This window comes from Actinokineospora sp. NBRC 105648 (assembly GCF_030269645.1).
In the GTDB taxonomy this organism is placed as follows: Bacteria; Actinomycetota; Actinomycetes; order Mycobacteriales; family Pseudonocardiaceae; genus Actinokineospora.
In genome coordinates, this window is the sequence record NZ_BSTR01000031.1 from 63,045 (window position 1) to 84,576 (window position 21,532).

Consider the following 21,532-nt stretch of genomic DNA (forward strand, 5'->3'; position numbering starts at 1 on the left):
GGCAAGACCCAGTCCGCGATCAGGAGGAGACGCAGTGGCCAGCCCTACCCCACTCCGCCGTCAGCCCGTGCAGCAGCGCAGTGCCAAGCGCGTGCAGAAGATGCTCGAGGCGTGCGCGGAGCTGGTCGACGAACTCGGCTACGACGGTGTGACCACCACGCTCATCGCCGAGCGGGCGGGGGTGGCGGTCGGTTCGCTGTACCAGTTCTTCCCGGACAAGCGCGCCGTGGTGCAGGCGCTGACCCAGCGCAACCTCGACCAGTTCATGACCGAGATCGCCCGCAGGCTCGACGAGGCGCACCTCGAGCACTGGTGGGACGGCGCCGACCTGATCTTCGACAGCTACGTGCGGATGTACCGGGAGGTCCCGGGCTTCAGCCGGATCCGCTTCGGCGACGTGGTCGACCTGCGGCTGATCGATGGCGAGCGGGACAACAACACGGTGATCGCGGAGAACATGGCCTCGTTCCTCGCCGACCGGTTCGACATCGCCTTCGAGGACATCCGGCTGCCGGTCGCGGTGGCCAACGAGATCGCCGACGGGATACTGAACCTCGCCTTCCGCCGCAAGCTCTTCCCCGAGGAAACGGTGATCGCCGAGGCGAAGATGGTGGTGCGCGGCTACCTCACCGGCCAGATGGAGGCGGCGCGCTAGCCGAAGCTGTGGCCCTCGCCGCGGTAGGTGGGCACGGTGCGGGTCACCGTGCCGCCCTCGATCACGTGGTACTCGGCGAACCGTTCGGCGACTTCACCCGCTTTCGCGTGGCGGAACCACACCCGGTCCCCGATGCGGAGGCTGTCGGCGGCCGGACCGGTCACCGGGGTCTGCACCTCGCCCGCACCCTCCATCGCGGTCAGCTTCAGGCCCTCGGGCAGGTACGGCCGCGGCAGCCGCGCGCGGTTCGGCGGGCCGGACGCCGGGTAGCCGCCGCCGAGCAGGGTCGCGACACCGGGCGCGGGCCTGCGCACGACCGGTACGGCGAAGAGCACCGCCGGGCTCGGGGTGAACCGGCTGTAGTTGTCGAACAGCGTCGGTCCGACCAACCCGGACCCCGCGGCGATCTCGGTGACCGAGCGGTCCCGGCGAGTCAGCTCGATGCTGCCCGTCCCACCGCCGTTGACGAACTCCAACGGGTGCACCGACTGCACCGCGCGCACCACCTTCCCGCGCCTGCGCACGAGTTCGCGGCCTGACCCCTGCTGCATCCACCGGCGCAGCGCGCCGAGCGGCGGGTTGCGCGCGGGCGCGTCGCCGAGCCCGGCGATCTGCCCCTCGTAGCCCATCAGCCCGACCAGCCGGAACCCCGGCCGGGCGGCGATCACCGCGGCCAGGTCGCTCGCCTGCGCCGGGCTGAACACCGGTGAGCGCAGCGTGCCGATGTGCACCTTCCGGCTGCCGAGCAGCGGGCGCCAGGACACGTCGAGTTCGAGGCAGACCCGGATCTCGGGGTGGTCGGCACCGAGCGCGGCGTCGACCAGGTCGAGGTGCTCGACGGAGTCGACGACCACCGAGATGACGCGCCGGGCGTGCTCGTCGGCGGCCAGGTCGCGCAGCGCCCGCTGGTCCACGGTGGGATAGGCGACCAGGATGTCGGTGTCGGCCAGATCCGTGTCCACCCAGGCGCGGGTCAGCCAGAGCGCCTCGCGCAGCGCGTAGCTCATCACGCCGGTGAAGCCGGGCCTGCGCAGCACCCGTTCGAGGAGGTAGCGGCAGCGGACCGACTTGCTCGCCACCCGGATCGGCCTGCCGTCGGCGCGGCGGACGAGGTCGGCGGCGTTGCGGTCGAAGGCGTCGAGGTCGACCACGGCGGTGGGCGGGTCGAGGTGCTCGGTCGCGCTGTCGAACCGGTCGCGTGGGGTGGACACCGGTCCACCGTACGGCATCCGGTCTTGAGAAGTGAAGGCGATTCACTTAATGTTCCCGGCTGGGAGGTCCCGATGACACGCACACCCCCGCAGGCCTGGCGGAACTGGGCGGGAACCGAGACCGCGGTCGCCACCGAGGTCCGCACCCCGCGGCACGTCGAGGAGATCAGCACGGCGATCACCTCGGCCGCCGAGCGCGGGCTCACGGTCCGCGCTCGCGGCAGCGGCCACTCGTTCACCGCGGTCGGCGCGGCCCACGGGGTCGCGCTCGACCTGTCCGCCTGGACCGGGATCACCGCGGCCGACCTGGACACCGGCGAGGTCACCGTCCGGTCCGGGACCACCCTCGCCGCGCTCAACACCGGCTTGGACCGGCTCGGCCGCGCCCTGGCCAACCTCGGTGACATCGACGCGCAGACGGTCGCGGGCGCGATCGCCACCGGCACGCACGGCACCGGCGCCCGCCTCGGCGGGATCGCCACCCAGGTCAGCGCCCTGGAACTGGTCCTGGCCGACGGCTCGGTGACGCGCTGCTCGACGACCGAGCGCCCCGACCTGTTCGCCGCCGCCCGGGTGGGGCTGGGCGCGCTGGGCGTGATCAGCACGGTGACCTTGCGCACCGAACCATCGTTCGTGCTGGCCGCCGAAGAGCGCCCGGAGCCGCTCGACGACGTGCTCGACCGGCTCGATGAGCACTGCGCGGGCAACGACCACTTCGAGTTCTACTGGTTCCCCTACGGAGAACGAGCGCTCACCAAGCGCAACAATCGCCTCCCCGCGGGTACCGCCGCGCGACCGCTTGGCGCGGCGCGCCGATTTTTCGAGTACGAGGTCATGGAAAACGGCGCGTTCGGCGCACTGTGCAAGCTCGGCCGCACCGCACCGCGACTGGTTCGATCGCTGAACAAACTGTCGTCGTCAGTGCTAACGCCGCGCTCTTACAGCGATGTCTCGCACAAAGTGTTCGTCACCAACAGGCGCGTGCGATTCGTGGAATCGGAGTACGCGATCCCGCGCGCCGCACTCGGCGACGTGTTGGCCGAGCTGCGCGTCCGGGTGCCGGCACTACCCGATCCGGTGATGTTCCCGGTGGAGGTGCGGGTGGCCGCGCGCGACGACATCTGGCTGTCCACCGCGTACGACCGCGAGTCGGCCTACATCGCCGTCCACCAGTACCGCGGCCTGCCCTACCGGGCGTACTTCGACCTGTTCGAGTCGATCGCCGGTGCGGTGGGTGGTCGGCCGCACTGGGGGAAGATGCACACCCTGGACGCCCGGGAACTGGCGGCGCGGTACCCGAGGTTCACCGACTTCGCCCGCGTTCGGTCCGAAGTGGACCCTGAGGGGCGCTTCCGGAACCCTTACTGCGACCGGGTTCTGGGTCCGATCGCGGACTGAACCGCGACCTCGACCGGCACCTGGCCGCCGACCAGTTCGAGGGTCAGCCCGGCGGTGTCCGGGGTGTCGAGCAGCGCGAGCAGCACGGCCGCGACGTCCGCGCGGCTCACCGCGGCGCCGCGGACCGACTCGGCCAGCTCGACCCCGCCGGTGGGCGGGTCGTCGGTCAGCCTGCCCGGTCGCAAGATCGTCCAATCGAGATCACGCGTCCGCAGGTCGCGCTCCGCGGCGTCCTTCGCGCGCAGGTAAGCGGAGAACACCTCGTCTCCAGCGGCGTCCCCGGTCACTCGATCGAGGCCCATCGCGCTCACCTGGAGGAACCGCCGCACCTGGGCGATCTCCGCGCCGTCGGCGACCAGCTCGGCGGCGGCACGGTCGACTGTGTCCTTCCGCGCGACACCACTGCCCGGGCCCGCGCCGGCGGCGAAGACCACGGCGTCGGCACCCGCCAGCGCGGCCGCGACCTGTTCCGCTTGCGCCGCTTCGAGATCCAGCACGACGGCGTCACCGCCGCGGGCGCGCACGTCCTCGACGTGGTCGGGGTTGCGCACCAGCCCGACCACGGTGTCGCCGCGGTCGGCGGCGAGCCGGGTGAGCAGCAGCGCGATCTTCCCGTGGCCGCCCGCGATCACTAGACGCATGGGGAAAACCTACGGCTACGAGGGGATCGGCGCAGTGTCGAGGATCTGGTCGTAGGCGAGCTCGCTCACCCAGCGGTAGCGGGCGTCCACGTCCGGGCAGGCGCGGTCCTGGCGACCCGGCAGGTCGAGGTCGACGCGCGCGTCCGGCTCGGCGCTGAGGATGGCCACGCCGTAGGCCCGCGAGCGGGGCAGGCAGTTGGCCAGGTAGTCGTGGGTGAGCACGGCCGAGGTGGGCAGCACCATCGCGGCGTCGCCGTAGCGCAGGAAGGGGACCGCGTTGGCCAGCCCGGTGCGCCAGTGCCGCGCGACCGCGATCGCGCCGACGATCCGCACCGCGGGCTCGGGAACCCGGCCGTGCAGCTCGGGCCAAGCCCAGGTGGACACACTGGCCCGGTCGGTGACCGGCTCTTGGCCCAGGCAGATCCGCTCGGCGTGCACGTCGGCCCGCAGGTCGGCGACCAGGCAGACCCGACGGCCGTGCAGGGTCATCTCGGGCAGCACGGTGCCCGACCACCCGAGCGACGCCGCCGCGGCGACGGCCAACTCGTGCACCCCCGCGGGGAGCTCGACCGGCGGGGTGAGCTGCGCAGGCAGTGCCTTCAGACTCTCGGTTACCGCTGTGCGCCCTGGAATGCCGGTCACGAACTTCCGCCCTTCTCTTCCACCGATCGCCGGCCGCATCGCGTTGCCTGCCGATCGACGCGGTGTCGATTGGTACTTCAATTGAGTACCAGGGAGAGACGGGCGATTAAGAGGGTACGAACGCCCCCATGCGACCGGCGGCGCCGAGCGGTCGGTGACCGGTCGACGACCGGTAATCGGACTTCGGCCCGACTGTGCTGCCGTCTGGGTGAGACCGGGGGCAGGCGGTTGACACCAAAACTACCGACAGTGCGACAACGAAGATCAACGGTAAAGAGTTCCCCAGCAAGAGGCCCATTTCAGCGATCCCCCACCTAGACCACCGCGTCCCCCATCCAGCCCACCCACCCCCAGTGCCCTCCCCCTCAGCGATTTCACCGGGAAAAGGTGTCCCACCCCACACCATTCCCCTACCCCAACACCCTAAGTAACCCCCCACCCACCCAAAGCAAACCCACCCAACCCCACGAACACCGAACAGGTACAAGAGAACAACCCCAAACGAGCCCCGGCACCAGCAGGAAGACAGCCGACCACCAACCCGCGAGGCCAAACAGGCTGAAACCCCACTCCCCACCCCACACAGCGGGCAACCCCACCAACACAGAGAGATGAACGTCCACAGAAACCGCCCCGCGAGATCCCCACCCAGCGAGCGAAGCGAAGCGAACGACCCCAATTCCCTCGGCAAGCGAAGCGATGCCTCTCGGCGAGCGAAGCGAAGCCATCCCCGACCACGCTGGTTCAGGGGCTTGCCGCACCGTGGGGGGTCCGGGGGGCTCGGCCCCCCGGGAAGGCACTGACACGCAAAAACCGGCGAGCGCTCTCCGCGAGCACTCACCGGCCATTTGCGTGGGCGAGGGGGGAGTTGAACCCCCACGTCCTTTCGGACACACGGACCTGAACCGTGCGCGTCTGCCATTCCGCCACTCGCCCGAGTGGGTCGTCCCTCTGCGGGACGAGGGGAACACTAGCACGGGCGAAAACCCGGTTCGCACATACCCGTGTCCTGCACGGCGCGCCCGGATACGATCGGACCAGGACCACGCGGCGGAAGGAGGACCCATGGGCATCGGACAGCGGCTCAACCGCAAGCTGGAGGACGTCGTTGGCAACACCTTCGCACGCGTGTTCGGTGGCAACGTAGTGCCCCAGGAAGTGGCGCAGGCGCTGCAGCGCGAAGGTGAGGACAACGTCCGCGAACTGGCTGGTGGCAGGCAGTTGGCGCCCAACCACTACGTGGTGCAACTGGGGCCGGCCGACCACGACAACTTCGCCGGTGACGTAGACCGCATGAAAGCGCTGCTCGCCGACTGCGTGGCGGAACATCTCGCCGAGCACGGCTGGGATACCTACGGCGACGTCGTAGTCTCCTTGGAGCGCTCCGACGCGCTGCACACCGGACAGTTCCGAACCCGCTCGTCCGTCGACCCCGACGTGAAGGCCCAACCTCACGGCGGCGGTGCAGGCCAACCGGCAGGCAGACGGCAGGCACAACCCCGCAACGCAGGAGACCGATCCATGAGCCAGCCTCCCGGCTACGGCCAGGCGCCTGAAGGCGACCCGTACGGACAGCAGCAGTACGGGTACGGCCAGGGCCAGTACGGCAACGATCCCAACTACGGTCAGGGCTACGGCCAGCAGCAGCCCCCGCAGCAGGGCGGCTACGACCAGGGTTACGGCCAGCAGCAGCAGGGCGGCTATGACCAGGGTTACGCCCAGCAGCAGGGTGGCGGCTACGACCAGGGTTACGGCCAGCAGCAGCAGGGCTACGGCCAGCAGCAGGGTGGCTACGACCAGGGCTATGGCCAGCAGCAGGGCGGTTACGACCAGGGCTACGGTCAGCAGCAGCAGGGTTACGGCCAGCAGCAGGGCGGCTACGACCAGCAGGGGTACGGCCAGCAGGGCTACGGGCAGGACCCGTACGGCCAGCAGGGCTACGCCCCGCCCGCGGTGCAGTCCGGGCCGCGGCAGCTCTCGGCGAGCCTGCAGCTCGACGACGGCTCGAACCGCAACTACTCGCTCAAGCAGGGTGGGAACGTTGTCGGTCGCGGCCAGGACGCTGACTTCCGCCTCCCCGACACCGGTGTCTCCCGGCGCCACCTGGAGATCACCTGGGACGGGCAGAGCGCGACGCTGGCGGACCTGGGGTCGACCAACGGCACGACCGTCAACGGCACGCCGGTGCAGACCTGGCAGCTCGCCGACGGCGACGTCGTCCGGATCGGCCACTCGTCCCTGGTGTTCCGCACGCAGGGCTAGCGGGGACCATCTGGTCGGGTGTCCTCGGGTCGGGGAAGCTCGAGATACACGCAGAAGCAACGGACGAGGTCGACCAGACGTCCTGAGGGCTGTCCGGGGTGCACGCCCGGGCAGTCCTCATGTCGAGTTGGACACCGTGAGAAGCGGGAGCGGTCACAACAAGTGCCTGAGTTGGTGATGCAGCTGACCAGGGCGGGCTTCCTGGCCCTGCTCTGGTTGTTCGTGCTGGCCGCGTTGCGGGTGGTCCGCTCGGACCTCTACGCGGCGTCCGGCCTGCGCGTCGCGGTGCCGGGATTCCGCCGTTCGGCGGCGGGCAAGGTGCGCGGGAAGGCGCCGCGCCAGTTGGTGGTGACCCACGGCGCGCTGTCCGGGACGCGGATCACGCTGGACGGCAGACCGATCCTGATGGGTCGCGCGGACGACTCCACGCTGGTGCTCGACGACGACTACGCCTCGACCCGGCACGCGCGGCTGTCGCTGCGCGGGACCGACTGGTACGTGGAAGACCTGGGCTCGACGAACGGCACCTACCTGGACCGGGCTAAGGTCACCCAACCCCTCCGGGTCCCACTTGGTGTCCCGATCCGCATCGGCAAGACGGTGATCGAGCTGCGCTCATGACCCTTGTTCTTCGTTACGCGGCCCGCAGCGACCGGGGCCTGGTTCGCTCGAACAACCAGGACTCCGTGTACGCGGGCCCCCGCCTGCTCTCCCTGGCCGACGGCATGGGCGGCCACGTCGCCGGTGAGGTCGCGAGCAAGGTGGTCATCGCCGCGCTCGCGCCGCTCGACGACGACGAGCCCGGCGAGGACCTGCTCGGACAGCTCCGGGAGGCCACCCTCGCGGGCAACGGCGCCATCGCCGAGCTGGTCGCGGGCGACCCCGACCTCGACGGCATGGGCACCACGCTCTCGGCGATCCTGTTCGCCGGGAACCGGCTGGGCCTGGTGCACGTCGGCGACTCGCGCGTCTACCTGCGGCGCAACGGCCAGTTCAGCCAGATCACCCACGACGACACCTTCGTCCAGTCGCTGATCGACGAGGGTCGGATCACCGAGGACGAGGCGGCCACCCACCCGCAGCGCTCGCTGCTGCTCAAGGCGCTGACCGGGCACGAGGTCGAGCCGAGCCTGACGGTGCGCGAGGCGCGCCCGGGCGACCGCTACCTGCTGTGCTCGGACGGGCTGTCCGGCCCGGTGAGCCACGAGACGCTGAGCGAGGCCATCCAGATCCCCGACCCGCAGGAGTGCGCGGACCGGATGATCGAGCTGGCGCTGCGCGGCGGCGGCCCGGACAACGTGACGGTGATCGTGGCCGACGTGGTCGACGTCGACTACGGCGACACCCACACCATCGTCGGCGGCGCGGCGGGCAACGGCTCGGACGAGACGCCGCCGCCGGACTCGCCCGCCTCCCGGGCCAGCGCGATGACCACGCCGCGGCCCGAGCCGCGCAAGGTCGAGCAGCCCCCGCCGCCGGACCCCAAGGTCAAGCGGCGCAAGCGGGTGCGGGTGCTGATCGGGCTGGCGCTGGTCCTGGTGCTGCTCGCCGCCGGTGCGGTGGCGGCCCGGATCTGGGTCAACAACCAGTACTTCGTCGGCGAGGGCGACAACGGCGAGATCGCGATCTTCCAGGGCGTGCGCGGCAGCGTGCTGGGCCTCTCGCTCAACAGCCAGCTGCAGGGCTCGTGCGATCCGGCGACCACGACCTGCGACCGGTTCTACGTCAACGACCTGGACCAGTTCGGCAAGGACGAGGTCCGCTCGGGCAGCAACACCTTCGGCAACATCGTCGACGCGCGCGAGTTCGTCCGCGGGTTGCGCAGCCGGTTCGGCCTGCCCGACTGCGCCGACTTGGCCGCGCAGCAGAGCAGCACCACCGCCACGGCCACCCCGACCACGACGACAGCGACGACAGCGACGACGACCGAGCAGCCGGGCACCCCGCCCGGTCAGCTCGACCCGTCGGCGGGCGCCACGACCAGCCCGACGGCGGGTCTGCCCACCGCCACCTCCGAGATCGTGCCCACCGGCACGGCCGCGCCGACCAGCTCCCAGGTCGTGCCGCAGGCGGGCGTGAACTGCCGCAACCCGCGCGAGGACAAGGGCGGCGGCTGATGGGATCTCCGGTCCAGGGCGCGGTTGGTCCGGCGACCGGGCAGAGCAGCGCGAGCACCGACAACGCGGCCCCCACCCGCCGCGGCACCGAGCTGCTACTCCTCGGGTTCGCCGCGTTCGTGGTCTCCGCCGCGCTGATGCTCGTCGAGGCCAACCAGGAGCAGCAGCTCACGCTGCGCATCGTCTGGTACGGCCTGGCGTTCCTCGCCCTCTTCGGCGTCGCCCACGCCGCGGTGCGCAAGTACGCGCCCTACGCCGACCCGCTGATCCTGCCCTGCGTCGCGCTGCTCAACGGCCTGGGCCTGGTGATGATCTACCGGATCGACCTGGCGATGACCGAGCGGGCGCTGCGCGCGGGCCGTGAGATCAACAACGACGTGCCCAAGCAGATCCTGTGGACCACGGTCGCGCTGGCGCTGTTCCTGGTCGTGCTGATCGTGGTCAAGGACCACCGCACGCTGACCAAGTACGGCTACACCTTCGGCCTGGTCGGCCTGGTCCTGCTGGCGCTGCCCGCGCTGCTGCCCGGCTTCCTCGCCCCGACGATCAACGGCGCCAAGATCTGGCTGAAGGTCGGACCGTTCTCGTTGCAGCCGGGCGAGTTCGCGAAGATCCTTTTGATGGTCTTCTTCGCCGGCTTCCTGGTCTCCAAGCGGGACCTGTTCATGGCCGCAGGCAAGCGGGTCCTGGGCATCGACCTGCCCCGCGCGCGCGACCTCGGGCCGATCCTGTTCGCCTGGGGCGTCTCGGTCGGCGTCCTGGTCTTCCAGAAGGACCTCGGCACCTCACTGCTGTTCTTCGGCACGATCCTGGTGATGCTCTACGTCGCCACCGAGCGGGTCGTCTGGGTGGTGGTCGGCCTCGCGCTCTTCGTCGGCGGCTGCGTCATCGCCTTCAACCTGTTCACCCACGTCCAGCAGCGGGTGGCGAACTGGATCGACCCGCTGGCCACCTACTACGACGTGGGCGGCGGCTACCAGATCGCGCAGGCGCTGTTCGGGCTGGGCACCGGCGGGGTCGGCGGCACCGGCCTGGGCGCGGGCCGCCCCGAGCTCGTCCCGCTGGCCAACAGCGACTTCATCACCGCGGCCATCGGCGAGGAGTTGGGCTTCATCGGCCTGGCCGCGCTGCTGATGATCTACACCGTGCTCGCCCTGCGCGGCATGCGCAGCGCGCTCGCGGTGCGTGACACCTTCGGCAAGCTGCTCGGCGGCGGCCTGTCGTTCCTGCTGGTCATGCAGGTCTTCGTGGTCGTCGGCGGGGTCACCAAGCTCATCCCGGAAACCGGCATCACCGCGCCGTTCCTGTCCTACGGGGGTTCCTCGCTGCTGGCCAACTACGTCCTGGTGGCCCTGCTGCTGCGGATCTCCGACGCCGCCCGCAGGCCGCAGACCAGCTCGCGGCCGCGGCCGGTCCCCCAGGCGCCGATCGCCGAGGCGCACACGGTCATGGTGGAGCGGCCGACATGAACACCCCGCTGCGCCGGGTCGGCCTCGCCATGCTCGGCATGATCGTGCTGCTGCTGGCCAACGCCACCTACATCCAGATCATCAAGGCCGACGACTACCGCAAGGACTCGCGCAACCAGCGGGTGCTGCTCGAGGAGTACTCCCGCGAGCGCGGCAAGATCCTCGCCAGGGTCGGCAACCAGGTGCAGATCCTGGCCACGGTCAGCCCGACCAACGACCGGTTGCGCTACCTGCGCCAGTACAACAACGGCCCGATGTACGCGCCGGTCACCGGCTACTACTCGGTCCGCTACGGCGCCAACGGCCTGGAGCGCACCGAGGACGAGATCCTCAACGGCTCCGACGACCGGCTCTTCGTCCGCCGCCTGTCCGACCTGATCACCGGTCGCGACCCGCGCGGCGGCAACATCGAGCTGACCGTGAACCCGGCCGCCCAGCAGGCGGCCTACCAGGCGATGGAGAAGGCGGGCTACGCCGGTTCGGTCGTCGCGCTGAACCCGAAGACCGGCGAGATCCTGGCCATGGTCAGCACGCCGTCCTACGACCCGAACCCGCTCTCCGCGCACGACGGCAGCGCCCAGGAGAAGGCGTGGTCGGCCAACAACGCCGACAAGCGCAAGCCCATGCTCAACCGGGCGATCTCCGAGACCTACGCGCCCGGCTCGACGTTCAAGCTGGTGGTGGCCGCGGCCGCGCTCGAGGACGGCAAGAGCAAGGACGACCTGGTCACCTCGGCGGACAAGATCACCGTCGGCGGCTCGGAGCTGCGCAACTACAACCGCGGCTTCTGCGCGGGCCAGCCCAACGGCGTCACCATGGAGACCGCGCTGTCGCTGTCCTGCAACACCGCGTTCGCCCAGCTCGCGCACGACATGGGCGCGGACAAGCTGGGCAAGCAGGCGGCCAAGTTCGGCATCGGCGAGGACAGCCTGACGGTGCCGATGACGGTCGTGCAGTCCTGCATCGGGCCGCGGGCGAACTGCCTGACCATCGCCGACAACGCCGCGCTCTACCAGAGCGGCATCGGCCAGCGCGACGTGCGCCTCTCGCCGATGCAGAACGCCGAGATCGTCGCCTCGATCGCCAACGGCGGCGAGCGGATGCGCCCGCAGCTGGTCAAGTCGGTCCTCGCGCCGGACCTCTCGGAGATCTCCAGGTTCGACGAGGACAGCCTCGGCCGGGTGATGTCGCGCGGCTCGGCCGACCAGCTGCGCGACATGATGATCCAGTCCGAGGCCAAGACCGGTGGCGACGGCAAGCGCGACGGGCTGACCGTGGCGTCCAAGACCGGCACCGCCGAGACCGGCAACGACCCGAAGAACACGCCCCCCTTCGCCTGGTACGTCGCGTTCGCACCGGCCGATGACCCCAAGGTGGCCGTCGCCGTGGTGGTGGAGAGCCAGGACGTCGCGGCGACCGGCGGCAAGCTGTCCGCCGCGATCGGCCGGGCCACGATCAACGCCGTGCTCGGCGGGGGTGGCTGATGCTCACCTCGGGCCAGCTGCTCGCCGACCGCTACCGGCTCGCCCGCCGGCTGGCGGTCGGCGGCATGGGCGAGGTGTGGGAGGCCGCCGACACCCGGCTCGACCGGCTGGTCGCGGTGAAGGTGCTCAAGCCGGAGCTCTGCGGTGACGCCGAGTTCCTGCACCGCTTCCGCAACGAGGCGCGCACCACCGCCTCGATCAACCACCCCGGCATCGCCGCGGTGCACGACTACGGCGAGACCGCGTCCATCGTCGACGGCCCGCAGGACACCGCCTACCTGGTGATGGAGCTGGTCGAGGGCGACCCGCTGGCCGCGATCCTGGCCAAGGAGGGCCGGATCGGCGCCGACCGGACGCTGGACATCCTCGAGCAGGCCGGGCACGCGCTGCAGGCCGCGCACGAGCGCGGCTACGTCCACCGCGACGTCAAGCCGGGCAACATCCTGATCACCCCGGCGGGGGTGGTGAAGCTGACCGACTTCGGCATCGCCAAGGCCGCCGACGCCGCCCCGGTCACCCGGTCCGGGATGGTCATGGGCACCGCGCACTACATCGCCCCGGAGCAGGCCCTCGGGCACGAGGCCGAGCCCGCCAGCGACGTGTACTCCCTCGCCGTGGTCGGCTACGAGTGCCTGGTCGGCCGCAGGCCGTTCCTCTCGGAGAACGCGGTCACGGTGGCGATGATGCACATCCGCGACCTGGCCCCGCCGCTGCCGCCGGACGTGCCGCCGGGCGCCCGCGCGGTCATCGAGACCACCCTGGTGAAGGACCCCCGGCAGCGCTACGGCAACGGTGGCGAGTTCGCCGCCGCGGTCGCCGCGGTCCGGGCCGGCCGCCCGCTGCCCGCGCCGTCCGGCCTGGCCATGGCCGCCGCCCACCGGGCGCAGTCGATGGCCACCGGCACCCACCCCGGCCTCCTCCCGGTGCCGCCACCCGGGCACGTCGGCTCCGGCGCCTTCCCGATGGGCCTGCCCCCGCAACCGCCGCGGCAGGGCCGCACCGGTCTGTGGGTCGCCATCGCGGTGCTCACCGTGGCGCTGATCGCGGCGCTGGCGTTCGGCCTGCCCGCGATCTTCCGGTCCCAGGACGAGCGGCCGCCGGACAACCAGCCGCAGCAGACGACGACCAAGCCCGCCGAGAACGAGTCCGTGGAGCCCGGTGGCCCGCCCGCCGGGCAGCCGACGTCGCAGCCCACGTCGCGGCCGATCCGGCCGACGAGCCCGCTGCCCGACGATGACAACATGGTCACCGTCGTCGAGGCGCCCTACCTGAGGCGCTCCGCGGCGCAGGTCGGGTTCGACCTGTCCCAGCTGGGCGTCACCCCGATCACGTTGACCGACACCGGGATGCCGCCCGAGGACCCGGTGACGTGCGTCGTTGTCGAAGTCTCGCCAGTGGGCAAGGTCAAACTGGGTGCGCCCGTCACAATCAGGTGCAGGCCGCAGAACGGGCCCGCGGGATGAGGACGTCTTCCCGCCCCCGCGCGGGCCAAGCGAGGGAACCTGCCCGGCACGCCGGAGGACAGCAGGCATGATGGGACAGGACTTGACTAGGAGCGGGACTACGCACCGATGACCACACCGCGACTGCTCTCCAACCGCTACGAGATCGGCGAGACGATCGGCTACGGCGGCATGTCCGAGGTGCACCTCGGGCGTGACGTCCGGCTCAGTCGCGAGGTCGCGGTGAAGGTGCTGCGTCAGGACCTGGCCAGGGACCCGCAGTTCCAGGAGCGCTTCCGCCGCGAGGCGCAGAACGCCGCCGCGCTGAACCACCCCGCGATCGTCGCCGTCTACGACACCGGCGAGACCCGCATCGAGACCGGCCCGCTGCCCTACATCGTGATGGAGTACGTCGACGGGCGGACGCTGCGCGACATCGTCAAGACCGAGGGCCCGCTCCCCGGCCAGCGCGCGATGGAGATCATGGCCGACGTCTGCGCCGCGCTGGACTTCAGCCACCGGCACGGCATCGTGCACCGCGACGTCAAGCCCGCCAACGTGATGATCACCAAGACCGGCGCGGTCAAGGTGATGGACTTCGGCATCGCCCGCGCGGTCGCCGACGGCCAGGTGGCGGTCACCCAGACCGCGGCCGTCATCGGCACCGCCCAGTACCTCTCGCCCGAGCAGGCCCGCGGCGAGGCCGTCGACGCCCGCAGCGACGTCTACGCCACCGGGTGCGTGCTGTTCGAACTGCTCACAGGCGAGCCCCCGTTCACCGGTGACTCCCCGGTCGCGGTGGCCTACCAGCACGTGCGGGAGGACCCGAGGGCGCCGTCCGCGCTGAACCCGCGGGTCAGCCCGCAGCTGGACGCGATCGTGCTCAAGGCGATGTCCAAGGGCGCGGCCAACCGCTACCAGTCGGCCGCCGAGATGCGCACCGACATCGTCCGGGTGCTCTCCGGCCAGCGCCCGGCCGCCCCGATGGTGATGACCGACGAGGACCGCACCGCGGTGCTGGGCCAGAACCGCCAGCAGGAGGTCCGCGGCAGGCACCGCCCCGAGGTCCTCTCCGACGACTACGACGACTACAACGGTTACAGCAACGACGACGAGGAACGCAGGCGCAAGCGGAACCGCACCTGGCTCGTCGTCCTGGTCGCGCTGATCGTGGCCGCGCTCATCGGACTGCTGTTCGTGCTGCTGGGCAGCAAGGACGAGAAGCCGACCGGCAGCGACACCTTCAAGCTCCCGGACGTGCGCAACCAGGTCGAGGCCGAGGCCCAGTCGAAGCTGACCGCCCAGGGCCTGCAGGTCGCCCGGGAGACCGTGGCCTGCGAGCAGACCGCCGACGGCCAGCCCGGCCCGTGCGGCGCGGACGCCATCGGCAAGGTCATCGACACCACCCCCACCGCGAACACCGACGTGCGCAAGGGCGACCGGGTCACCCTCAAGGTCGGCGTCGCGCCGGGCAAGGTCTCGGTCCCCGACCTCAACGGCAAGTCACCGCAGGAGGCCGCGAAGATCCTGCAGGAGGCCAAGCTGCAGGCCGCCCCGGCCACCGACCAGGTCGAGGTCACCGACGACAAGCAGATCGGCAAGGTCGTCGACTCCAACCCGGCCGCCGGTGCCCAGGTCAACCCGGGCACCCAGATCAAGCTGATCATCGGCAAGGAGCCGGACTCCCAGGACGTGACCAGCCTCGTCGGCCAGGACTACGACACCGCGTCGAAGAACCTGGTGGCGGCGGGCTTCAAGGTCCAGCGCAAGGACGTGTCCTCCGACCGCCCGCAGGGCGAGGTCGTCGACCAGAGCCCGAAGAGCGGCAAGGCGCCCAAGGGCACCACGATCGTGCTGAGCGTGTCGAAGGCGGACAAGCTGCAGATCGAGATGCCCAACCTGGAGGGCAAGACCCGGGCCGAGGCCGACGCCCTGCTGCGCCAGCGCGGCTGGACGGGTGTGTTCAACGCCCTCGACCAGACCACCAACGACTTCGACAAGATCGGCAAGATCCTGGAGCAGGACCAGCAGCCCGGCTCCAAGATCGACAAGGACGAGACCATCGGGATCGCGATCGGCAAGTCCAGGTTCCCGACCGGACCGTCCACACCGACGAGGTAAACGAGCTAGTCGAGCTGGTCGAGCACGAGAGCGGCCCCTCCCGATCCACTCGGGAGGGGCCGCTCTCGTCTTCAGGTTCTCGCGGTCATCGGGTTCTCGCGGTCAGGCCAGGGCGCGGGTGAGCTCCCGCATCGTCCGCTCCAGCTCGGCGACCCGGCGCTCCTCGACCGGGTGCCCAGCGGTGGCCATCCAGTTCGCCAGCATGCGGTGGCCGCCGTCGGTCAGCACCGACTCCGGGTGGAACTGGACGCCCTCGATCGGCAGCGTGCGGTGCCGCATCGCCATCACGATGCCGGACTCGGTGCGGCCGGTGACCTCGAACTCGTCGTCCGGGATGGTGGTCGGGACGATGGTGAGCGAGTGGTAGCGGGTCGCGGTGAACGGGTCGGGGAGTCCGGCGAGGACACCCGCGCCGGTGTGGTGGACCTTGCTGGTCTTGCCGTGCAGCAGTTCCGGCGCGCGGTCGACCGTCGCCCCCCAGGCGATACCGATGGCCTGGTGGCCGAGGCACACGCCGAGCACCGGCACCCCCGCCTCGGCGCAGCGGCGGACCACGTCGACGCTCTGGCCCGCGCGTTCGGGGGTGCTGGGGCCGGGGCTGACCAGGACGCCGTCGAAACCGTCGAGCGGGCCCGCGAGCTCGGGCGCGTCGTTGCGCCACACCTCGCACTCGGCGCCGAGCTGCGCCAGGTACTGGACGAGGTTGTAGACGAAGCTGTCGTAGTTGTCGACGACCAAGACGCGCATGGGGCCAACTTACCCGGACGCCCGAAAAATAGCCGCCGGGTTGAACCGCGCCCGGATCTGGTCCGTGTGTGCACCGATACCCACTACCGGGAGGTGCACGTGGTCCGGTCGATCCTCCGCTCGGCGGCCGCCCTGGCGCTGCTCGCCGTCCCAGCGACCGCGGCCACGCCAACCGCCACCGCGGCCACACCTGTCACCGGTGTCCTACTCGACGTCACCGCTGCCCCGGTCGACGACGCCGTCGCCCGGCTGCGCGACCGGGCGGTCTGGCTCGACCCGGCCGCGGGCAGGCAGCTCGACGTCGCCGCCGTCGAGGCGGCCATCGGCGACCGGCCGATCAAGATCGCCGTGCTGCCCGCCGGGCCCGGGGTCGGCGAGGTCAGCGCGCTGCCCCGGCGGCTGGCCGCCGACCTGCCCGGGCAGACCATCGCGGTGGTCGCGGGCCGCTACTTCTACGCGGGTTCGCAGGTGCTGTGCGCGGGCGCGGCCGGTCTCGCCGCGTCCGGCGCGATCGCGGCCAACAAGTCCACATTGGACACCGGGGGCAACAGCGACCTCACCCGGGCGCTCACCGACTTCGTCAGCGCCGTCAAGGCCGCGCCGACCTGCGCCGCCGCCACCGCGCGCGACCAGGACGACACCGCGAACGTGCTGCCCTGGGTGGCGCTCGGCCTCGGTGCGGGCGTGCTCGCGGGCGCGGCCTGGGTCGGGTTGTCCCGCAGGCGCGCCAAGGCGAGCGCGCGGGCCACCCGCGACGAGGCCCGCGAGCTGGTCGAACGGCTCGGCCGCGAGACCGACGACCCGGCCAGGTACGCCGAGGCCGAGGCGCTGCTGCGCGGCGCCACCACGAACGCCCAGTTCGCCGCCGCCCGCCAGGCGGCGAGCGCCGGGTTGCCCACCCCGACCGACGCGAGCTGAGGAGCACAGCCCATGGTCCGCCCACTGCACCCGGCCCACCGCGACGCCGCCGCGGCCAAGGTCGTCAAGGTCACCGTCGGCGTGGTCGCCCTCAGCGTGGCCGGGACGCTCGGCATCGGGGCCGCGATCGCCGCCACCGCCCCGATGCCGAAGTCCGAGAAAGCCGACTACACAGGCAAGTCCGCCAAGGAGAAGCCCACCCTCGCACCCGCTGAAGACCGCCCGGAGAGCTCCAGCGGTGACGAGCAGACCACCTCGGGGGGATCGTGAACAGCACCCGCTTCACCGCCATCGGGACCACGGCGCACCTGCTGGTCACCGGCGCCCTGGCGCCCGCCGAGGCCGCGCTGCGCGCCTTCCTGTCCGAACTGGACAGTGCGTGCAGCCGCTTCCGCCCGGACTCCACACTGTCCACAGTGAACAGGGTGGGCGGCGGCACCGACCTCGACCCTATCTTCATCGCGGCCCTGGCGACCGCCCTAGACGCGGCCGAGGCGACCGGGGGCCTGGTCGACCCGACCCTCGGCATCGCCATGACCGCGGTCGGCTATGACCGCACCTTCGCCGATCTCGCGACGGTTCCGACCCCACCCACCGCGGTGCCCGGCCAGGCTTGGCGGGACATCGAGCTCGACGTGGCCGCCCGGTCGGTCCGGCTCCCCCGCGGCGTCCGGCTCGACCTGGGCGCCACCGCGAAGGCCTGGGCCGCCGACGCCGCCGCCGCGCGGATCGCCGCCGAGTCCGGTGGCGGCGTGCTGGTCAACCTCGGTGGTGACCTCGCCATCGCCGGGACCACCCAGCCCTGGCGGGTCCGGGTGACCGAGGACCACACCGCGGCCTACGGCGGCCAGGTCGTCACCCTGCGCTCCGGCGGTCTCGCCACGTCGAGCACCACGCTGCGCACCTGGCGCCGCGCCGATCAGGTGCTGCACCACATCCTCGACCCGGCGACCGGCCTCCCGGCACCGCGGACCTGGCGCGCGGTGTCCGTCGCCGCACGCACGTGCGCGCAGGCCAACACCGCGGCCACCGCGGCGGTCGTGCTCGGCCCGCGAGCGCCTGGGTGGCTGGACGCACACGGGCTGTCGGCCCGGCTTGTAGCCGCTTCCGGCGCCGTCATCCACATCGGTGACTGGCCGAGCGAACTGCAGGTGGCAGCGTGACTATCGCCGCACCGTTGCTCTCGGAGAGCAGCTACTGGTACCTGTCCCGGGCGAGCGGGTTCGTCTCGCTGGCCCTGTTCACCGCGGCCGTCGCCCTCGGCCTGCTCACCGCGGGCCGGGTGCACTCGCCGCGCTGGCCGCGGTTCGTCACGGAGTCGTTGCACCGCAGCGTGTCCATGGTGGCCATCGTCCTGGTGCTGCTGCACGTGACCGCGATCCTGCTCGACTCGTTCGTGCCGATCACGCTGGTCGACGCGCTGGTCCCGTTCACCTCGGACTACCGGCCGCTGTGGGTCGGGCTCGGCGCGATCGCGCTCGACCTGCTGCTGGCGCTGATCGTCACCAGCCTGCTGCGCACCCGGTTGAGCTTGCGCGTCTGGCGGTACGTGCACTGGCTGGCCTACGTGTCGTGGCCGGTCGCCGTCGCGCACACGGTCGGCATCGGCACGGATCGGTTGTGGGTGCTCGTGGTCGTCGCGGTGAGCGTGCTCGCCGTGGTTGTCTCCGGCGGCTACCGGCTGGCGGGTTGGCGGAGAGTGGCTTTGCGGAGGCCGATGTGAGCGCACCCCTGATCACCCGCTTCGACGGCCCGCGCCTGCTGGCGGGCAGTACCGCTGGACTGGCCGAGCACGCTCGCAGGCGCGGTCCCTTCCCCGCTCAGGCGGTGCCACACCTCATCGACATGGTCGGAGCCGCCGGTCTGCGCGGCCGGGGTGGCGCGTGGTTCCCCACCGGCCGCAAGCTCGCCGCGGTCGCGGAGAACGGCCGCGCGGCAGGCGGCGCCCACGTGATCGTCAACGGCGCGGAGAGCGAACCCGCCGCAGGCAAGGACAAGCTGCTCCTGCGCACGGTGCCGCATCTTGTGCTGGACGGCGCCGAACTCGCCGCCCTCGCTGTAGGCGCCAAGGAGATCACCGTGTGCGTGCACCGCGGCGCGGGCCTGGCCGACGGTCTCCGGCGCCTGGTCGCCGAACGCGCGGCGGCGGCGTGGGGCAGCAGGCTCATCGTCACCGTCGTCGAACCACCCCGGTGGTACGTCTCGAGCGAGTCGACGGCGCTGGCGCAGTTCGTCGAGGGCGGGCCGGGCAAACCCCGCTCGGTATCCACCTACAAGTCCGGCGTGCGCGGCAAACCAACCCTGGTGTCCAATGTGGAGACTCTGGCGCACCTGGCGACGATCGCCCGCAACGGCCCGGAGTGGTTCCGCCGCACCGGCACCGGCGACGCGCCGGGTACCGCGCTGCACACCGTCAGCGGCGCCGTCCGCGCTCCCGGCGTGTACGAGCTCCCGACCGGCGCCACCGGCTGGGACATCCTCAACGCCGCGGGCGGCCAAACCGCCCCGCTCCAGGCGATCCTGGTCGGCGGCTACGGCGGCAACTGGGTTCCGGCGGACGCACTCGCGCTGCCGTTCACCCCGGAGGCCCTGCGCCAGGTCGACGCGTCCCCCGGCGCGGGTGTCGTCTTCGCGCTGCCGCGCGGCGCCTGCGGACTGGCCGAGACCGCGCGGGTCGCGTCCTGGTTGGCCGCGCAGAACGCCCGCCAGTGCGGACCCTGCTTCAACGGCCTGCCCGCCATCGCCGACGACCTGGCCCGGCTCACCTGGGGCCGGGACCAGACCGCGTTCGACCGCCTCCGCTTCCGCCTCGGCGTGGTCGACAAGCGCGGCGCCTGCGCGCACCCCGACGGGGTGGTGAAGCTGGTGGCCACCGCGCTGCGCGTGTTCGCCGCCGACGTGCGCGCGCACCTGGGCGGCCCCGGCTGTCCGGGCCTGCGCCACCCCGGCGCGCTCCCCCTGCCCACCCCACCCGACCCGAGCGAGGGCTGGCGATGACCGACAGGCTCACCGTCGACATGATCGAGTGCGACGGCCACGGCGTGTGCGCGGAACTGGTCCCCGAGCTGGTCGACCTCGACGAGTGGGGCTACCCGATCGTCGCCGACAGCGCCGTACCCGACCACCTGCGCAAACACGCCAGGCGGGCGGTGACCCTCTGCCCCCGGCTGGCGCTGCGGCTGACACCATCGCCCAGGTGACGCTCGCCCGGCGCTTGGGACCGCTCGACGCCACCGCCATCGGCCTGGGCTCGATGCTGGGCGCCGGGGTGTTCGCCGCCTTCGCCCCGGCCGCGGCCACCGCGGGCAGCGGACTGCTCATCGCGCTGGCCGTGGCCGGTTTCGTGGCCTACTGCAACGCGACCGCCTCCGCCCAGCTCGCCGCGGCCTACCCGGCCTCCGGCGGTACCTACCTCTTCGGCCGGGAGGTCCTCGGCCCGTGGTGGGGTTTCACCGCGGGCTGGGGTTTCGTGATCGGGAAGACGGCCAGCTGTGCCGCCATGGCCCTGACCTTCGCCGCTTACGCCGCACCCGGCTTCGAGCGGCCGGTGGCCCTGGCCGCCGTGGTGGTGCTGACCGCGGTCAACTGCGCGGGCATCACGCGCACGGCGTTGGCCACCAAGGTCCTCTTGGCGGTAGTCCTCGTTGTCCTGCTGACCACAACGGCACTCGCGCTACCCGCCGCCCACCACCCGCAGTGGACCACCGGCAGCCCCCTGGACATCCTCCAAGCCGCCGGCCTGCTGTTCTTCGCCTTCGCCGGCTACGCCCGCATCGCCACCCTCGCCGAGGAGGTCCGCGATCCGGGCCGCACCATCCCGCGCGCGGTCCTAGCGGCGCTGACCGGCGCGATCGCGCTCTACCTGCTCATCGGCGTGACGCTGTTGCTCGTCCTGGGCCCGGATCGCCTGGCCACCTCCAGCGCACCGCTCACCGACCTCCTCACCACAGCCGGCTACCCGAGCCTGACCCCCGCCGTCCGGGTCGGGGCCGCGGCCGCGAGCCTCGGGGCGCTGCTGGCGCTGATCACCGGCATCGGCCGCACGAGCATGGCGATGGCCCGCAACCGCGACCTCCCGCGCTTCCTCGCCACGACCAGCACCCGGCAGGTCCCGGCGCGCGCGGAGATCACCGTCGGCGCGGTCGTCTGCGGCCTGGTGCTGCTGGGCGACCTGCGCGGGGTGATCGGGTTCTCGTCCTTCGGCGTGCTCACCTACTACGCGATCACCAACGCGTGCGCCTACCGCCAGCCGCCCGAACAACGCCGCTGGCCACGCGCGCTCAACCTCGCGGGCTTCACAGGCTGCGCCGTCCTCGCCGCAACCCTCCCACCGGTCTCCGCGCTGGCGGGCGCCGGCGTGCTGGGCATCGGACTGCTGCTGCGCACCTGGGCTACTGCTTGGGCAGGACCTACTGGTTGATCAGC

20 protein-coding genes and 1 tRNA gene are annotated in these 21,532 nt (G+C 71.7%); 16 read left to right on the plus strand and 5 right to left on the minus strand.

The annotated features are described in order from the left end of the window. Nucleotides 1-100: 100 nt before the first annotated feature. Entirely contained in the window at nucleotides 101-655 is a 555-nt protein-coding gene (locus tag QSK30_RS24220; protein ID WP_285506106.1) for a TetR/AcrR family transcriptional regulator, read from the plus strand. On the opposite strand, the gene QSK30_RS24225 is transcribed toward QSK30_RS24220, so the two are convergent. Further along, complete coding sequence (locus QSK30_RS24225) at nucleotides 652-1,884, minus strand: amino acid deaminase/aldolase (protein ID WP_285506051.1); 1,233 nt, start codon at nucleotides 1,882-1,884, stop codon at nucleotides 652-654. The genes QSK30_RS24220 and QSK30_RS24225 overlap by 4 nt on opposite strands. A gap of 54 nt (nucleotides 1,885-1,938) precedes the next feature. Here QSK30_RS24225 and QSK30_RS24230 point away from each other — a divergent pair, with 54 nt between their 5' ends. Beyond that, nucleotides 1,939-3,264, plus strand: coding sequence for a D-arabinono-1,4-lactone oxidase (locus QSK30_RS24230; RefSeq protein WP_285506053.1), 1,326 nt, complete (start codon nucleotides 1,939-1,941; stop codon nucleotides 3,262-3,264). On the opposite strand, the gene QSK30_RS24235 is transcribed toward QSK30_RS24230, so the two are convergent. From QSK30_RS24235 to QSK30_RS24245, 3 genes are all read right to left on the minus strand, one after another. Further along, nucleotides 3,228-3,905, minus strand: a complete 678-nt coding sequence (locus QSK30_RS24235; RefSeq protein WP_285506054.1) for an NAD(P)H-binding protein — start codon at nucleotides 3,903-3,905, stop codon at nucleotides 3,228-3,230. The two genes, QSK30_RS24230 and QSK30_RS24235, sit on opposite strands and share 37 nt — an antisense overlap. 15 nt (nucleotides 3,906-3,920) lie before the next feature. Next, the gene (locus QSK30_RS24240; RefSeq protein WP_285506056.1) at nucleotides 3,921-4,547 is read right to left on the minus strand and encodes a hypothetical protein; all 627 of its coding nucleotides are present in this window, start codon (nucleotides 4,545-4,547) and stop codon (nucleotides 3,921-3,923) included. Nucleotides 4,548-5,400: 853 nt separating this feature from the next. Next, nucleotides 5,401-5,483, minus strand: a tRNA-Leu gene (locus QSK30_RS24245). Nucleotides 5,484-5,612: 129 nt separating this feature from the next. Between QSK30_RS24245 and QSK30_RS24250 the strand changes: the two genes are divergently transcribed. The 7 genes from QSK30_RS24250 to pknB all read left to right on the plus strand — a co-directional run bounded on the left by QSK30_RS24250 (nucleotide 5,613) and on the right by pknB (nucleotide 15,442). Further along, nucleotides 5,613-6,809, plus strand: coding sequence for an FHA domain-containing protein (locus tag QSK30_RS24250; RefSeq protein ID WP_285506058.1), 1,197 nt, complete (start codon nucleotides 5,613-5,615; stop codon nucleotides 6,807-6,809). 162 nt (nucleotides 6,810-6,971) lie between these two features. Then, nucleotides 6,972-7,430 carry an FHA domain-containing protein FhaB/FipA gene (locus QSK30_RS24255; RefSeq protein ID WP_285506060.1) on the plus strand — a complete coding sequence of 153 codons (459 nt, stop codon included), beginning with the start codon at nucleotides 6,972-6,974 and terminating at the stop codon, nucleotides 7,428-7,430. Beyond that, nucleotides 7,427-8,926: a PP2C family protein-serine/threonine phosphatase gene (locus tag QSK30_RS24260; protein WP_285506062.1), complete on the plus strand. Its 1,500-nt coding sequence runs from the start codon at nucleotides 7,427-7,429 to the stop codon at nucleotides 8,924-8,926. The genes QSK30_RS24255 and QSK30_RS24260 overlap by 4 nt, the downstream gene beginning before the upstream one ends. Further along, nucleotides 8,926-10,395: an FtsW/RodA/SpoVE family cell cycle protein gene (locus QSK30_RS24265; protein ID WP_285506064.1), complete on the plus strand. Its 1,470-nt coding sequence runs from the start codon at nucleotides 8,926-8,928 to the stop codon at nucleotides 10,393-10,395. The genes QSK30_RS24260 and QSK30_RS24265 overlap by 1 nt, the downstream gene beginning before the upstream one ends. Then, nucleotides 10,392-11,879, plus strand: a complete 1,488-nt coding sequence (locus QSK30_RS24270) for a peptidoglycan D,D-transpeptidase FtsI family protein (protein ID WP_285506066.1) — start codon at nucleotides 10,392-10,394, stop codon at nucleotides 11,877-11,879. The genes QSK30_RS24265 and QSK30_RS24270 overlap by 4 nt, the downstream gene beginning before the upstream one ends. Next, a complete protein-coding gene (locus QSK30_RS24275; RefSeq protein WP_285506067.1) occupies nucleotides 11,879-13,342 on the plus strand; it encodes a protein kinase domain-containing protein in 1,464 nt (487 codons plus the stop codon). The genes QSK30_RS24270 and QSK30_RS24275 overlap by 1 nt, the downstream gene beginning before the upstream one ends. A 108-nt stretch (nucleotides 13,343-13,450) precedes the next feature. After that, nucleotides 13,451-15,442: a Stk1 family PASTA domain-containing Ser/Thr kinase gene (pknB, locus tag QSK30_RS24280; protein WP_285506068.1), complete on the plus strand. Its 1,992-nt coding sequence runs from the start codon at nucleotides 13,451-13,453 to the stop codon at nucleotides 15,440-15,442. Nucleotides 15,443-15,544: 102 nt separating this feature from the next. On the opposite strand, the gene QSK30_RS24285 is transcribed toward pknB, so the two are convergent. Beyond that, on the minus strand, nucleotides 15,545-16,189 hold the full coding sequence (locus QSK30_RS24285; RefSeq protein WP_285506070.1) for an aminodeoxychorismate/anthranilate synthase component II: 645 nt from the start codon (nucleotides 16,187-16,189) through the stop codon (nucleotides 15,545-15,547). 99 nt (nucleotides 16,190-16,288) lie between these two features. Here QSK30_RS24285 and QSK30_RS24290 point away from each other — a divergent pair, with 99 nt between their 5' ends. Genes QSK30_RS24290 through QSK30_RS24320 form a run of 7 tightly spaced genes read left to right on the plus strand, consistent with a single transcriptional unit; the run spans nucleotide 16,289 to nucleotide 21,527 of the window. Further along, nucleotides 16,289-17,107 (plus strand): hypothetical protein, encoded by an 819-nt coding sequence (locus QSK30_RS24290; RefSeq protein ID WP_285506071.1) that lies wholly within the window; start codon nucleotides 16,289-16,291, stop codon nucleotides 17,105-17,107. A gap of 12 nt (nucleotides 17,108-17,119) precedes the next feature. Beyond that, entirely contained in the window at nucleotides 17,120-17,377 is a 258-nt protein-coding gene (locus QSK30_RS24295) for a hypothetical protein (RefSeq protein ID WP_285506072.1), read from the plus strand. Beyond that, complete coding sequence (locus QSK30_RS24300) at nucleotides 17,374-18,270, plus strand: FAD:protein FMN transferase (protein ID WP_285506074.1); 897 nt, start codon at nucleotides 17,374-17,376, stop codon at nucleotides 18,268-18,270. Before QSK30_RS24295 ends, QSK30_RS24300 begins: the two co-directional genes overlap by 4 nt. Then, nucleotides 18,267-18,830, plus strand: coding sequence for a ferric reductase-like transmembrane domain-containing protein (locus tag QSK30_RS24305; RefSeq protein WP_285506075.1), 564 nt, complete (start codon nucleotides 18,267-18,269; stop codon nucleotides 18,828-18,830). Before QSK30_RS24300 ends, QSK30_RS24305 begins: the two co-directional genes overlap by 4 nt. After that, on the plus strand, nucleotides 18,827-20,104 hold the full coding sequence (locus QSK30_RS24310; protein ID WP_285506077.1) for an NADH-ubiquinone oxidoreductase-F iron-sulfur binding region domain-containing protein: 1,278 nt from the start codon (nucleotides 18,827-18,829) through the stop codon (nucleotides 20,102-20,104). Before QSK30_RS24305 ends, QSK30_RS24310 begins: the two co-directional genes overlap by 4 nt. Next, nucleotides 20,101-20,307 carry a ferredoxin gene (locus tag QSK30_RS24315; RefSeq protein ID WP_285506078.1) on the plus strand — a complete coding sequence of 69 codons (207 nt, stop codon included), beginning with the start codon at nucleotides 20,101-20,103 and terminating at the stop codon, nucleotides 20,305-20,307. The genes QSK30_RS24310 and QSK30_RS24315 overlap by 4 nt, the downstream gene beginning before the upstream one ends. Further along, a complete protein-coding gene (locus tag QSK30_RS24320) occupies nucleotides 20,295-21,527 on the plus strand; it encodes an APC family permease (RefSeq protein WP_285506109.1) in 1,233 nt (410 codons plus the stop codon). The genes QSK30_RS24315 and QSK30_RS24320 overlap by 13 nt, the downstream gene beginning before the upstream one ends. The last annotated feature ends 5 nt before the right edge of the window (nucleotides 21,528-21,532 follow it).

Excerpts from the sequence above, each read along its gene's own strand:
- QSK30_RS24220 (WP_285506106.1), top strand. The coding sequence starts at position 101 with ATGCTCGAGGCGTGCGCGGAGCTGGTCGACGAACTCGGCTACGACGGT.
- QSK30_RS24225 (WP_285506051.1), bottom strand. The coding sequence starts at position 1,884 with ATGCCGTACGGTGGACCGGTGTCCACCCCACGCGACCGGTTCGACAGC.
- QSK30_RS24230 (WP_285506053.1), top strand. The coding sequence starts at position 1,939 with ATGACACGCACACCCCCGCAGGCCTGGCGGAACTGGGCGGGAACCGAG.
- QSK30_RS24235 (WP_285506054.1), bottom strand. The coding sequence starts at position 3,905 with ATGCGTCTAGTGATCGCGGGCGGCCACGGGAAGATCGCGCTGCTGCTC.
- QSK30_RS24250 (WP_285506058.1), top strand. The coding sequence starts at position 5,613 with ATGGGCATCGGACAGCGGCTCAACCGCAAGCTGGAGGACGTCGTTGGC.
- QSK30_RS24260 (WP_285506062.1), top strand. The coding sequence starts at position 7,427 with ATGACCCTTGTTCTTCGTTACGCGGCCCGCAGCGACCGGGGCCTGGTT.
- QSK30_RS24265 (WP_285506064.1), top strand. The coding sequence starts at position 8,926 with ATGGGATCTCCGGTCCAGGGCGCGGTTGGTCCGGCGACCGGGCAGAGC.
- QSK30_RS24270 (WP_285506066.1), top strand. The coding sequence starts at position 10,392 with ATGAACACCCCGCTGCGCCGGGTCGGCCTCGCCATGCTCGGCATGATC.
- QSK30_RS24275 (WP_285506067.1), top strand. The coding sequence starts at position 11,879 with ATGCTCACCTCGGGCCAGCTGCTCGCCGACCGCTACCGGCTCGCCCGC.
- pknB (WP_285506068.1), top strand. The coding sequence starts at position 13,451 with ATGACCACACCGCGACTGCTCTCCAACCGCTACGAGATCGGCGAGACG.
- QSK30_RS24285 (WP_285506070.1), bottom strand. The coding sequence starts at position 16,189 with ATGCGCGTCTTGGTCGTCGACAACTACGACAGCTTCGTCTACAACCTC.
- QSK30_RS24295 (WP_285506072.1), top strand. The coding sequence starts at position 17,120 with ATGGTCCGCCCACTGCACCCGGCCCACCGCGACGCCGCCGCGGCCAAG.
- QSK30_RS24315 (WP_285506078.1), top strand. The coding sequence starts at position 20,101 with ATGACCGACAGGCTCACCGTCGACATGATCGAGTGCGACGGCCACGGC.